Source organism: Dactylosporangium cerinum, from assembly GCF_042653625.1.
GTDB classification, from domain to species: Bacteria; Actinomycetota; Actinomycetes; order Mycobacteriales; family Micromonosporaceae; genus Dactylosporangium; species Dactylosporangium cerinum.
Genome location: NZ_JBHSIU010000041.1, coordinates 838,380 through 851,419 on the forward strand (window position 1 = coordinate 838,380; position 13,040 = coordinate 851,419).

At 71.0% G+C, this 13,040-nt stretch carries 12 protein-coding genes and 1 pseudogene; 10 read left to right on the forward strand and 3 right to left on the reverse strand.

The annotated features are described in order from the left end of the window. Nucleotide 1: 1 nt before the first annotated feature. The gene (locus tag ACFPIJ_RS33105; protein ID WP_380120886.1) at nt 2-1,294 is read right to left on the reverse strand and encodes an ABC transporter substrate-binding protein; all 1,293 of its coding nucleotides are present in this window, start codon (nt 1,292-1,294) and stop codon (nt 2-4) included. Nucleotides 1,295-1,482: 188 nt separating this feature from the next. Here ACFPIJ_RS33105 and ACFPIJ_RS33110 point away from each other — a divergent pair, with 188 nt between their 5' ends. The 7 genes from ACFPIJ_RS33110 to ACFPIJ_RS33140 are packed head-to-tail and all read left to right on the forward strand — an operon-like array spanning nt 1,483 to nt 7,359. Beyond that, a complete protein-coding gene (locus ACFPIJ_RS33110; protein ID WP_380120888.1) occupies nt 1,483-2,199 on the forward strand; it encodes an SDR family NAD(P)-dependent oxidoreductase in 717 nt (238 codons plus the stop codon). Nucleotides 2,200-2,248: 49 nt separating this feature from the next. Continuing rightward, a complete protein-coding gene (locus ACFPIJ_RS33115) occupies nt 2,249-2,959 on the forward strand; it encodes a FadR/GntR family transcriptional regulator (protein WP_380120890.1) in 711 nt (236 codons plus the stop codon). Continuing rightward, complete coding sequence (gene dgoD, locus ACFPIJ_RS33120; RefSeq protein ID WP_380120891.1) at nt 2,956-4,101, forward strand: galactonate dehydratase; 1,146 nt, start codon at nt 2,956-2,958, stop codon at nt 4,099-4,101. Before ACFPIJ_RS33115 ends, dgoD begins: the two co-directional genes overlap by 4 nt. Beyond that, entirely contained in the window at nt 4,095-4,886 is a 792-nt protein-coding gene (locus ACFPIJ_RS33125; protein WP_380120893.1) for an aldose epimerase family protein, read from the forward strand. The genes dgoD and ACFPIJ_RS33125 overlap by 7 nt, the downstream gene beginning before the upstream one ends. A 12-nt stretch (nt 4,887-4,898) precedes the next feature. Next, a complete protein-coding gene (locus tag ACFPIJ_RS33130) occupies nt 4,899-5,543 on the forward strand; it encodes a bifunctional 4-hydroxy-2-oxoglutarate aldolase/2-dehydro-3-deoxy-phosphogluconate aldolase (RefSeq protein WP_380120895.1) in 645 nt (214 codons plus the stop codon). Further along, nucleotides 5,540-6,481: a sugar kinase gene (locus ACFPIJ_RS33135; RefSeq protein WP_380120897.1), complete on the forward strand. Its 942-nt coding sequence runs from the start codon at nt 5,540-5,542 to the stop codon at nt 6,479-6,481. The genes ACFPIJ_RS33130 and ACFPIJ_RS33135 overlap by 4 nt, the downstream gene beginning before the upstream one ends. An 11-nt stretch (nt 6,482-6,492) precedes the next feature. After that, complete coding sequence (locus ACFPIJ_RS33140; protein WP_380120898.1) at nt 6,493-7,359, forward strand: SMP-30/gluconolactonase/LRE family protein; 867 nt, start codon at nt 6,493-6,495, stop codon at nt 7,357-7,359. Nucleotides 7,360-7,460: 101 nt separating this feature from the next. On the opposite strand, the pseudogene ACFPIJ_RS33145 reads toward ACFPIJ_RS33140, so the two are convergent. Next, nucleotides 7,461-8,126: pseudogene (locus ACFPIJ_RS33145) on the reverse strand (PTS transporter subunit EIIC); the annotation flags it as partial. Between the two features lie 454 nt (nt 8,127-8,580). On the opposite strand from ACFPIJ_RS33145, the gene ACFPIJ_RS33150 reads away from it, so the two are divergent. From ACFPIJ_RS33150 to ACFPIJ_RS33160, 3 genes are read left to right on the forward strand one after another with little or no spacing between them, the layout of a single operon-like run. Further along, nucleotides 8,581-9,342, forward strand: coding sequence for a DeoR/GlpR family DNA-binding transcription regulator (locus ACFPIJ_RS33150; protein ID WP_380120900.1), 762 nt, complete (start codon nt 8,581-8,583; stop codon nt 9,340-9,342). Then, nucleotides 9,339-10,292: a 1-phosphofructokinase gene (gene pfkB, locus ACFPIJ_RS33155; RefSeq protein WP_380120902.1), complete on the forward strand. Its 954-nt coding sequence runs from the start codon at nt 9,339-9,341 to the stop codon at nt 10,290-10,292. The genes ACFPIJ_RS33150 and pfkB overlap by 4 nt, the downstream gene beginning before the upstream one ends. Beyond that, entirely contained in the window at nt 10,273-12,720 is a 2,448-nt protein-coding gene (locus ACFPIJ_RS33160) for a PTS transporter subunit EIIC (protein ID WP_380120904.1), read from the forward strand. Before pfkB ends, ACFPIJ_RS33160 begins: the two co-directional genes overlap by 20 nt. A gap of 55 nt (nt 12,721-12,775) precedes the next feature. Here ACFPIJ_RS33160 and ACFPIJ_RS33165 read toward each other — a convergent pair. Then, on the reverse strand, nt 12,776-13,040 hold a 265-nt coding region (locus ACFPIJ_RS33165; RefSeq protein WP_380120906.1), incomplete at its 5' end, for a transposase.

Consider the following 13,040-nt stretch of genomic DNA (forward strand, 5'->3'; position numbering starts at 1 on the left):
GTCAGGCCTTGAAGACCTTCTCGGCGCTGGTCTGCCACTCGCGCAGGATCGCGTCGATCTGGTCGGGTTTGTCGATGAACTTCGTCAGCGCGACGTCGGCGGTGGGCTGCAGCGCGTCGCTGGAGTCGCGGTTGAAGAACTGGGTCAGCTCCTTCGCCCCGTCCAGCATCGCCTTGCCCTTGACGACCATCGGGGAGTCGACGGCCTTGGCCTTCGGGTTGGCCGGCAGGACGATGCCGGAGCTGGACTTCACGTAGGTCTCCTGCGCCTCGACACTCGCGAGGTAGGTCAGCAGGGCCTTCGTGCCGGCCCTGTTGGCGGTCTTCGCGCTCGCGAAGAAGCCGTCGGTCGGCGCCTCCTCCGCGACCGGCACCGCTGGGTCGATGATCGGGAACCGGAAGAAGTCGAGGTCGCCGAGCGCGTCCTTCGGTGCGGCGTCAGCGAAGAACGTGCCGATCAGGAACATGCCGGTCTTGCCCGCCAGCAGGGCGGTGGTTGCCTCCTGGAACGGGTAGGCCTTGCCCTTGGGGTCGAAGTAGGGAAGCACCTCGGCCCACTTCGTGAATACCGCCTTGACCTTCGGGTCGTCGAAGCGTTGCTTGCCGGCGAGCAACTCGCGGTGGAACGGCGCGCCGTTGACCCTGATGTTGAGGTAATCGAACCAGGCCGAGGCCACCCACGGGGTGTCGCCGAGGCCGATGCCGATCGGCGGGATGCCCTTGCCCTGCAACGTCTGGCACAGGGTCAGGAATTCGGTCCAGGTCTTCGGCTCCTGCACGCCCCACTTGGCGAAGTTGGACTTGCGGTAGAAGAAGCCCCACCAGTAGTTGTTCATCGGCACGAAGACCTGCTTGCCGGTGGCGTCGGTGGACAGGGAGCGCAGCGCCTGCGGGTAGTCGCCGAGGCTCTGCCAGATGTCGGAGACGTCGAGCAGCAGGTTCTTGCTCGCGTAGTCGTTGGCGACGGAGCCGGCATACCACGTGTAGATGTCCGGCGGGTTCGCCGAGGTGAGGTAGGTGGGCAGCTGGGTGCGGAAGGTCTCCGACGCGATGGTGTTGAGCGTCGCTGTGCCCTTGCCCAGCTTGTTGAAGTCCGCCACCAGCTTCTCCATGGCCGACTTGGCCTGCGGGGAGGAGAGGTTGGACTGCAGGGTGATCGCGCCAGAGGCCTTGTCGGACGATTCGCCGGCGGAGCTGGCGCACGCGCTCAGCAACGAGCCGCCGCCGAGCGCACCCATGCCCAGGAGACCGAGGTGCCCAAGGAATCGGCGGCGACCGGGGTCGAAGTCGCTCACGGGGTGTCCCTTCCTCAACGACACTCTGCGTGACTGCACGCTGTGTCGGTCATATGAACGGTGTATCCAGAAGGTTGCATGCGGGCCTTGGTAGCTGTCAAGATGTATTCGTAATTAATGGTTAAACCGTGGACTGCGGTGGGGAGACAGGTCAGCATATGCGGCGGCTAGAGGGCAGGACTGCGCTGGTGACAGGCGCGGCGGGTGGCATAGGGGCGGCGACCGCCCGTCGGCTCGCCGCCGAGGGCGCCGCGGTGGGCCTCATGGATGTGGAGGATCCCGGGCCGCTCGCCGCAGAGCTGACCGCAGCCGGCGTCCGGGCACTGTCCGTAGTGGCCGACGTCGCTGAAGAGGACGCCTGGGCCGGCGCGGTGACGGCGGTGCGAAGCGCGCTCGGGCCGGTCGACATCCTGGTCAGCAACGCCTACACCGTCGAGGTCGCCCCGGCCCACCGCACCAGTCGCGCGTCCTGGGACCATCAGCTCGCGGTCAGCCTGACCGGCACCTTCCTGGGCATCCGGGCCTGCCTCGACGACCTGCGCGACCGGCAGGGCGCGGTCGTGCTGGTCTCGTCGGTGCACGCGCTGGTCGGGCTGCCGGGCCGGCCCGCCTATGCTGCGGCCAAGGGCGGCCTCGTCGCGCTCGGCCGGCAGCTCGCCGTCGAATACGGCCCGGGGATCCGGGTCAACACCGTCCTGCCCGGGCCGATCCTCACCGGCGCCTGGGACGACATCTCCGAGGACGACCGTCGCCGCAGCGTCGCCGAGACGATCGCCAAACGGTTCGGCACCCCGGACGAGGTGGCGGCCACCGTGGCCTTTCTCGCCTCACCGGACGCCGCGTACATCACCGGGGCCAGCCTGGTGGTGGACGGCGGTTGGACCGCGATAAAAACGTCAGCCTGACACAGTGCCTGACAGATCGGCAGCGACGAACGAGAGGGTGCGGAGAGCATTGGCAAACTACGCGGGCCGCGGCGTGCACGGGCAGACCGTCGAGGTCCTCGCCCGTCGCATCCTGGCCGGAGAGATCGCCGAGGGCGAGACGCTGAACCTCGGGGCACTCCAGGAGGAGCTCGACGTCAGCCTCACCGCGCTGCGGGAGGCGCTCAAGGTGCTCTCGGCGAAAGGCATCGTCGACGCCCGCCAGAAGCGGGGCACCTTCGTCCGGCCCCGCGCTGACTGGCACCTGCTCGACGGCGACGTGATCCGTTGGCAGTTCGCGGAGGGCGCCGACCCGCGGCTGCTCGACAAGCTGCACGAGGTTCGCAGCATCATCGAGCCGGCCGCGGCCCGGCTGGCCGCGATCCGGGCCGTCGACGAGGACTTCAGCGCCCTGGAGCAGGCACTGGCGCAGATGGTCGAGGCGCATGGCAACCCGGCCGCGTCCGTGGCCGCCGACCTGTCCTTTCATCGTGCTCTGCTCACCGCGACCCACAACGAGCTGCTCGAGCGGATGGAGGTGGTCATGGAGACCGGCCTGGCCGAACGTGACCGGTTGGTGCACGGCGGTGCGCATGACGACCCGGTGCCCAGCCACCGCGCGGTGGTCGACGCGATCCGCTCGCGCAACGAGTCGGCGGCCGAGGCCGCGATGCGCGGACTGCTGGCCAAGGCCGTCCGCGACGTCGAGAAGGTCCGCGCACAGAAGAAGGACAGCCGGTGAAGATCGACCGCATCGAGACGTTCCTCGTCCCGCCCCGCTGGCTCTTCTGCCGCGTCGAGACCGACGAGGGGCTGGTCGGCTGGGGCGAGCCCGTCGTCGAGGGGCGTGCCGAGGTGGTCCGCAGCGCGGTCGAGGTCCTTGCCGAATACCTCGTCGGCCAGGACCCGCTGCGGATCGAGCACCACTGGCAGGTCCTCACCAAGGGCGGCTTCTATCGGGGCGGTCCCGTGCTCTCCAGCGCGGTCGCCGGTCTCGACCAGGCCCTGTGGGACATCGCCGGCCAGGCGTACGGCGCGCCGGTCCACGCCCTCCTCGGCGGCCCGGTGCGCGAGCGGGTCCGGATCTACTCCTGGATCGGCGGCGACGAGCCGGGCGAGGTCGCCGAGGCCGCCGCGGCGCAGTCCGCCGCCGGGCTCACCGGCGTCAAGATGAACGCCTTCGGCCGGCTGTCGACGATCCCGACCCCGGCCGAGGTGGATGCGATCGTCGAGCGTGTCGCCGCCGCCCGCGCGGTGCTGGGCGACGACCGCGACATCGCGCTGGACTTCCACGGCCGGGCCAGCGCCGCCGCGGTCCGCCGCATCCTGCCCGAACTGGCGCCGCTGCGGCCGTTGTTCGTGGAAGAGCCGGTCCTGCCCGACCAGGTCCACCACCTGCGCGACATCGTCAACTGCTCGCCCATCCCGATCGCCACCGGCGAGCGCCTCTACGGCCGATCCGAGTTCCTGGGGCCGCTGCAGGCCGGGGTCGCCGTGGTCCAGCCGGACCTGTCGCACGCCGGTGGGATCTCCGAGGTCCGGCGGATCGCCGCGCTCGCCGAGACCTACGGGGCGGTGCTCGCCCCGCACTGCCCACTCGGCCCGATCGCCCTCGCCGCGAGCCTGCAGGTCGCCTTCGCGACGCCCAACTTCCTCATCCAGGAGCAAAGCATCGGCATCCATTACCACCGCGGATCCGAGTTGCTCGACTACCTCGTCGACCCGGAGCCGCTGCGGTTCGTCGACGGGTACATCGTGCGGTTCGACGCGCCCGGACTCGGCGTCACCGTCGACGAGGCAGCGGTCCGGTCCGCTGCCCGCACACCACACGCCTGGCGCAACCCGATCTGGCACCACGACGACGGCTCATTCGCAGAATGGTGAGCTACCCGGTTCCGCTGACGGTCGGGTACGACGCGGCGCACGGCGGGCGGTGGACCACGCTGTCCGGCGGCGGGCGCGAGTGGCTGTGGCACCACGCGTCCCCCACTCGCGACACTGTGCGGCCCGGTGATCCGTTCGTCGATGCCGGGGGCCTCGAAGAGTGCCTGCCAACCGTGCGCGGCACACCCGACCACGGCGAGGTCTGGTCGCGCCCGTGGCGCGTCGCCGGGCCGGGCACCCTCACCGTGGAACGGCCGGAGTTCGAGCTGACCCGCCGGATCGCCGAGCGCGGCGGGGTGGTCGTCGCGGACTACCGCCTCCGGGCCGAACCCGGGTACCGGTTCGTGTGGGTCGCTCACGCGCTGCTCGACGTGTCGCCGGACGCGCGGCTGGACGCCCCGGCAGGCACCCGGACCCGGCTCTATCCCGACCCCGCTCCGCCGTTCGACGGGCCGTGGCCCTCGCCCGGCGGGGTGCCGCTGGACCGGCTCGGGCCGGACGACGGCACCGCGATCGGCGCGGTGCTGCTGGACTGCCCCCGAGCCACGGTAGTCGACGGCGCCGACCGGCTGACGCTGTGGCTGGAGTGCGACGGGCAGCCCCGCTCCACCGCCCTGTGGCGCAACCTGCGTGGCTGGCCGGCGCACATGCCGTACCACAGCATCGGGGTTGAGCCCATGCTCGGCGGGGGCTTCGACGTGGCCGAGGACGTGCCCGCCGCCGTGGTCCCGGCCGCCGGTGAAGTGCTTTGGCGGCTCACCGTCTCCGCCGACCGGACAAGTTGAAGGAAGTCTGCGATGCATCTGCTTGACGAACTGCGGACCCATCGGCTCCTGGCAATCGTGCGCGGCCCCGATCCGGACGCCGCCCTCGCCGCCGTGCTGGCGCTGGCCGGCAGCGGCATCGCGCTCATCGAGGTCTCGCTGACCGGCACCGGCGCCCTCGGCACGATCCGCCGGGCGCGCGCCGAGCTCGGCGCCGGGTTCGGGCTCGGCGCCGGCACCGTCCGCACTGCCGAAGACGCCCGGGCCGCCGCAGACGCGGGCGCCGCGTTCCTGGTCAGCCCGGCCCTGACGCCCTCGCTCGGCGAGGCCGGCCGGCTCGGGCTGCCGATGCTCGCCGGGGCGCTGACCCCGACCGAGGTGGTCCAGGCCGAGGCGGCCGGCGCCACGGCGGTGAAGCTCTTCCCGGCGTCGCTCGGCGGCCCTGGCTACCTCGCCGCGCTGCGGGATCCCTTTCCCGGTACGGCGTTCGTTCCGGTCGGCGGTGTCGACGCGCAGAGCGCGGGGCAGTACCTGCGGCACGGGGCGGTCGCGGTCGGGGTCGGTTCCCCCCTGCTCGGCGACGCGGTCCGCGGCGGCGACCTCGGCGCCCTGCGCGACCGCGTCGCCGCATTCCTGGCAGGCGTAGCCGACGCCGGCGCGGGCGGAGCCGGCCAGTGACCGACGTGCTCACGCTCGGCGAGACAATGGCGTCCTTCCGGACCGCCGGCCCGCTCCGGCTCGGCGGCACCGCACAACTCTCCGTCGCCGGCGCCGAGTCGACGGTTGCGATCGGCCTCGCCCGCCTCGGGCACCGCGCCGCGTGGATCGGTGTCACCGGCGCGGACGAGCCGGGCGAACTGGTCCGCCGGAGCCTGCGGGCCGAGGGCGTCGACCTGACCTGGGCACGGATCGACCCGGACCGGCCGACAGGGCTGATCCTCTTCGAGCCCCGCGTCGGCGACATCAACCGTGTCACCTACCACCGCGCGGGGTCGGCGGGGTCCGCGCTGAAGCCGTCCGACGTCGCGGCGGCGTTCGACGCCGTCGGGCCGCCGCCCCGGTTACTGCACGTCACCGGGATCACCTGTGCGCTGGGCGCCGGCCCATATGAGGCGGTACGGACCGCGGTGGAGCGGGCCCGTGCCGTGGGTGCGCTCGTCTGCCTCGACGTCAACCATCGGCGGCGGCTGTGGTCAATGGCGGAGGCCGCTGCCGCACTACGCCCGCTGCTGGCATCCGCCGACCTCGTGATCGCCTCCGACGACGAACTCGGCGTGCTCACCGACGCCGCCGACCCGGTCGCCGCGCTGCGAGCAGCAGGCGTGGGCGAGGTCGTGGTGAAGCACGGCGCAAGCGGTGCGACCAGCCACAGCGACCTCGGCACCGTGCACCGGGCGGCCAGGAGGGTGCCGGTCATCGACACCGTCGGCGCAGGTGACGCCTTCGTCGCCGGCCTGCTGTCCGCGCTCCTCGACGGCCTGCACGTCGCCGAAAGGCTCGACCGGGCAGTCACCACCGGCGCCTTCGCCGTCGCCACCCGCGGCGACTGGGAGGGCCTGCCCACCCGCGGGGAGCTGACCCTGCTGGACCATGAACCAGGCACGGCCGTCAGGTGAAGGAGCGATCGATGGAACTGATCCCCTGGAGCGAAGACCGGCTGGAGCTTGGCGAAGGCGCGCGCTGGGTCGGCGACCGCCTCGTCCTCGTCGACCTGCTCGCCGGGCGGCTGCTGGAGACCACCGGCGACGCGCCAGAACCGTTGCGCGAGCTGCGCCGGCTGGACGTCCCGCTCGGCGCCGTAGCACCCGTCAGCGGGCGGCCCGGCGACTTTCTCGCAGCCGCGGGTGCCGGCGTCGAACTGCACGACGGCGACGGCAGGCGCACGCCGGTCGCAGATCTGGCCAGCGACTCGCCCGAGCCGGCTCGGGTCAACGACGCGGTCGCCGACCCGCACGGCCGCTTCTGGGTCGGCATCATGACCTACGCCGCAGTCCCCGGCGCCGGCGCGCTCTTCCGGATCGCCCCGGGTGCGGCGCCGGTCCCGGCCGTCACCGGCCTCACGATCCCGAACGGCCCGGCGTTCGACGCCGACGGCACCACCATGTACCTCGCCGACACCCCGCTCGGGCAGGTCGACCGGTTCATCGTCGACCCGAACACCGGCGAGCTCAGCGGACGAGAACCGTTCCTGCGGCTCGCGCCCGGCGAGGGTAAGCCGGACGGGATGACGGTCGACGCCGCCGGCCACCTCTGGATGGCGCTGTGGGGCGGCTCAGCGGTCCGCCGGTACCGCCCGGACGGCGTCCTCGACCGGGAGGTCCGCCTGCCCGCCGCACAACCGACGAGCGTCTGCCTCGGCGGTCCTGGCCTGCGCCGCCTTTTCATCACGACCGCCAGCTATGGGCTCGCACCGCCCGGCCCGCTCGACGGCGCGCTCTTCGCTCTTGACGTGGAGGAAGCCGGTTTCTGCGCTCGCTGTGCGGCAACTCGTTGACACACAGCGTCGCCTAACCACCGAGCGGGCGGCCGTTCAGTCCGTCCTGCTCGGCCTCGTCGTCGCGCACGGCACGGGCGTCACGACAGAGTCACAGGGGACTAAATCCGCGGGCCCGTGCCCGTCTCCTCGGCCGGTTCGCCGCGGCCGAACCGGAGCAGGACCGAGGCGACTGCGAAGGTCACGCCGGCGGCAATGACGATGCCGAGGATGACCCAGATGTGGTCACCTTTGGGTGTGACGGCCATGTAGGCGAAGATGCTGCCCGGCGACGGGGTGGCGACCAGCCCGGCCCCGGTGACCATGAAGGTGCCGACGCCAGATGCGCCACCGGCGATCATGGCAAGGATCAGCTTGGGCTTCATCAGTACGTACGGGAAGTAGATCTCGTGGATGCCGCCGAGGAACTGCACGATGATCGCGGCCGGCACGCTGGGGCGCAGCGAGCGGGGGCCGAACAGGAAGAACGCGAGCAGCAGGCCGAGGCCGGGGCCGGGGTTCGATTCGATCATGAACAGGATGGACTTGCCCTTGTCGGCCGCCTCCGCGACGCCCAGCGGCCCGAAGACACCGTGGTTGATGGCGTTGTTGAGGAACAGCACCTTCGCGGGCTCCACGAGGACCGAGGTCAGTGGCAGCAGGTCCTTGGCGATGAGCCAGTCCACGCCGTGGCCGGCCTGCTTGGTGAGCCACTGCGCGACCGGTCCGATGCCGTAGAGGCCGCCGATGGCCATCGCGCCGCCGATGATGCCGGCGCTGAAGTCCTCGCCGCGTTCTTCACCCTTACCAGGCACTTACCCTGCATCAAGGCGTTTTGGGCAGTGCGGTGCAAGGGTTTGGACGAAGTCCAGGTTTCGGTCTGCCTAGCGGGAATCTGGGTTGGTTCCGCAGGGAGCTGCACCGCTGTCTGTGTTGGTTTGTGTTGGTATGGCCGTCCGATTACCAAACCCGATCGGGCGCAAATGTGGTTCGGCCAGGGTGAAACGGGGGCGAAACAACGGCCTGGACGGGTGTTGGCCCGGGGCGGGAGATCGTCCGTATCGCATGGCCTCAGCCCACGACCTGCTCATGCGGCCACGCCGGGAGCCCGTCGACCCCTCGTTTGTTGCGGTCTGGAGCCGCAACTAGGTCGTGTGGATTTTTCTGCGGCGCGAACCCTTGACACCCACACAATCGGGTGTAAAGCTGGATTAAACAAGGCAAAACAACAGTGAAACAGACATGTACGCCGAAGAGCGACAGCACGAGATCCTCCGCATCGCCCAGGCCAGGGGCCGGGTCGAGGTGGCGGCCCTGTCCGACGAGCTCAACGTCACCGCCGAGACCATCCGGCGCGACCTCACCACCCTGGAGCGGGCCGGCGAGCTCCGGCGGGTGCACGGCGGGGCGATCCCGATCGAACGAATCGGCTTCGAGCCCGCCCTGGCGATGCGCGACACCGTCTACATCGACGAGAAGGAGCGCATCGCGAAGCTGGCACTCAGCGAGGTGCCCGACGAGGGCGCCATCATCGTCGACGCGGGCACCACCACCGCGCGGCTGGCGCAGATCCTGCCCGGCGACCGCGAGCTGACGGTCGTGGTGAACTCCCCGGTGATCGCCACGACGATCGGCACGCGTAAGAATCTCAACGTCCTCGTGCTGGGCGGCCGGATCCGCGGCAAGACGCTCGCCGCGGTCGACGACTGGTCGCTGCGGCCCCTCGCCGAGCTTTACGTTGACGTCGCCTTTCTCGGCACCAACGGCATCTCGGTCGAGCGCGGCCTCACCACGCCCGACCCCGCCGAGGCCGCGGTCAAGCGGGCGATGATCCACGCCGCCCGCCGCACCGTCGTGCTGGCCGACCACACCAAGCTCGGCAACGACTACCTGGCCCGCTTCGGCGAGCTGGCCGACCTCGACCTGCTCATCACCGACAGCCGGGCCGACCACGACCTCGTGGGCGACATCGAGGCCGCCGGTGTTCGGGTGGTGCTGGCATGATCGTCACCGTTACCCTGAACCCCAGCCTCGACATGGCCGTCGAGATCCAAGCACTGGCGCGCGGCGAGGTCATCCGGGCCACCGCGGCGCACCTCGACCCGGCTGGCAAGGGCGTCAATGTCTCACGCGCGCTGCTGGCCAACGGCGTGCCGTCGGTGGCCGTGCTGCCGTGCGGCGGCGACGAGGGCGGCCAGCTCGTGCGGCTGCTCAAGGCCGAGGGCGTCGAGGCCCTCGCGGTGCCGATCACCGGCCGGACCCGCTCCAACATCACCCTCGCCGAGCCCGACGGCACCGTTACCAAGGTCAACGAGCCCGGGCCGACGATGCACCGCGCCGACCTCGACGAGGTGATCGACCGAGTCCTGACCCGGGCCGGAAGCGCCGACTGGGTCGCACTGTGCGGCAGCGTCCCGCCGGGACTGCCGGCGGACGCCTACGCCCAGCTGTGCCGCCAGCTGCGCGCCGTCGGCATCCGGGTCGCGGTCGACGGCAGCGGTCCGGCGCTGCGCAAGGCGGCGAATGCCGGCGCGACGCTGCTCAAGCCCAACCGGGACGAGCTCGCGGAGGTCGTCACCGGGCCGCTGACCGACCTCGCCTCGGTCGTCGCCGCGGCGCAGCGGCTGCGGGCCTGGGGCGCCGGCGCGGTGCTGGCCAGCCTGGGCGCCGACGGCGCCGTGCTCGTCGACGCCGACGGTGTGCTGTCCGGCACGTGCCCGATCACCCGGGCGCGCAGCACCGTCGGCGCCGGCGACGCGCTGCTGGCCGGGTTCCTGGCCGCCGGCGCGCGCGGCGCCGCCGCGCTGGCCGAGGGCCTGGCCTGGGGCGCCGCCGCCGTCAGCCTGCCGGGCAGCCGCATGCCGGGCCCCGCCGACCTGGATCGCCACAGGGCCACGATCCACCGCTGGCCGGCCCTCCTGAAGGAGGCACCCCGTGCCGATCTACACACCTGAAATCACCGGCACCGGGTTGCGGGCCTCCGTGCAACGCGTCGGCGGCTACCTCGCCGCAATGGTCATGCCGAACCTCGGCGCGTTCATCGCCTGGGGTCTCATCACCGCGCTGTTCATCCCGACCGGCTGGCTGCCCAACGCGTACATCGCGCAAATCGTCGGCCCGATGATCAAGATCCTGCTGCCGCTGCTCATCGGCTACACCGGCGGCCGGCTCGTGCACGGCCAGCGCGGCGCGGTCGTCGGCGCCGTCGCCACGATGGGCATCATCGTCGGCGCCGACGTGCCGGTGCTCCTCGGCGCCATGCTCATCGGCCCGCTGACCGCGTACGTGCTGAAGCTGTGGGACCGGCTGACGGAGAACCGGATCCGGCCCGGCTTCGAGATGCTCGTGGACAACTTCAGCGCCGGCATCATCGGCGGCGCCATGGCCATCGGCGGCCTCTACGGCATCGGACCGGTCGCGCAGTGGCTCACCAAGCAGGCCGGCCACGGCGCCGACTGGCTCGTCAGCCACGACCTGCTGCCACTCACCTCGGTCCTCGTGGAGCCCGCGAAGGTGCTGTTCCTCAACAACGCCATCAACCACGGCGTGCTCGGGCCGCTGGGTGTGGCGGAGGCGGCCGACAAGGGCAAGTCCATCCTGTTCATGATCGAGACGAACCCCGGCCCCGGCCTCGGCCTGCTGCTCGCGTTCCTCCTCTTCGGCCCCCGCGCCCTGCGCCCCAGCGTCCCCGCCGCGATCATCGTGCAGTTCCTCGGCGGCATCCACGAGATCTACTTCCCGTACGTACTGATGAAGCCCAAGCTGATCCTCGCCATGATCGCCGGTGGCGCCTCCGGCGTCGGCACGTTCATGATCACCGGCGCCGGCCTCGTCGCCACCCCCTCGCCCGGCAGCATCTTCGCCTACATGGCCGTCACCCCACACGGCGGCTACGTCGCCGTCCTGCTCGGCATCGCCATCTCCGCCGCCGTCACCTTCGCCGTCGCCTCTCCCCTGCTCGCGCTCGGCCGCGGCGAACCAGCCCCCGAGGCGGGCGGTGACTGCGCGAAGCCAGCCAACGTCAACGCGAAGCTGACGGAACGGAGGCGTAACCGGCCATACCCACCTAGGTCCGTTGCGACTGCACACGTGACGGCGCCCGCCGCCGGACGCTCCGAGGCGACCCGGGTTATCTCCCTACACCAACAGCTCACCGCGGCGCAGACCGCGCTGCAGCGAATCGCCGTGCTCGTCGCGTGTGGCGCCACCGAAGCTGCGGTCTTCAACGCGGTCGCCAAGGAGCTAGGGCAGCTCGTCGGCGCCGACGCGGCAAACATCATCCGCTATGAGACCGACGGCACGGCGACCGCGGTCGCAGCCTGGAGTCGGTCCGGCGCAGCAATCCCCGCCGGGACGAACATGCCGCTGGAGGGACGCAATGTTGCGGCGCTCGTGCTGCGCAGCGGCCGTTCCACTCGGATAGACAACTTCGCGGACGCCCCCGGCGCGCTCGCCGCGCTCATACGCGAGCACGGCATCCGCTCGACGGTCGGCGCCCCGATCTACGTCGAGGGACGCCTCTGGGGACTGGTGACCGCCTCCATGATGCGGAACGAGTTGTTGGCACCCCACGCCGAGACGCGTCTCGCCGACTACACCCACCTGGTCACCATCGCCATCGCCAACGCCCAAGCCCGCGCCGACCTGGCGGCCTCCCGGGCGCGCACGGTAATCGCCGCCGACCAGGCCCGGCGCCGCATCGAACGCAACCTGCACGACGGCGTCCAGCAGCAGCTGCTCGCGCTTGCCCTCCAGATACGTGAGACCCAGGCGAGCGTCCCACCTGAGATGTCCGAACTGCGGGAGCGACTGTCCGCGGTGACGAGCGGGCTCACGGGCACGTTCGACGACGTGCGAGAGATCTCGCGCGGCATCCATCCAGCGATCCTGTCCGAAGGCGGCCTCCGACCCGCACTGCGCACGCTGGCCCGCCGGAGCTGCGTCGCGGTGGACCTCAGCGTCCACCTCGACGAGCGACTTCCCGAGCCCGTCGAGGTAGCGGCGTACTACGTCGTCGCGGAAGCACTCGCGAACGCCATCAAACACGCTGACGCCTCGCTGGTACACGTAGAGGCCGCAACCTGCGCGGGTCGGCTGAACTTGTCCATCGATGACGACGGCGTGGGCGATGTCGACCCGGCCCGCGGGTCCGGCCTCATCGGACTCGTCGACCGGGTCGAAGCACTGGGCGGAACCATCACGATCAGCAGCCCTGCCGGTCAAGGTACCCACATACGAGCCGAGCTACCCATCCAACGTTGGGACCTAAGCCTAGATCGGCTTGATCGGGTCGACACGGGCATAGCGACCGCCACGGACGTCAGCGCCAGCGCCAGGACGCGGGTGGTGGGAGAAACGTCGAGAACGGTCTTGCCAGAGTAAGGACGCTCTGGCACGTAGGGGCGCCGGTTCGGGGGCGCTGATGCCCCTATGTTTGTCAAGCGGTTCGTGGGGTTTGGCCTGCTGGGTTGCGCTGTTGGATGAGGTGGTAGACCTCGCGGGCGATGTAGCGCTTGAGGCAGCGGATGGCTTCGCGGCGGGTGTTGCCTTGGGCGGTGCGTCGGTCGAGGTAGTCGCGGGTGCGTTGGTCGGTGCGGGTTCTGGTGAGCGCGATGTGGTAGAGGGCGGCGTTGGCGCGGCGGTCGCCGCCGCGGTTGAGCCGTCGTCGGCTGGTTTTGCCGGAGGAGGCTTCGACGGGGCTG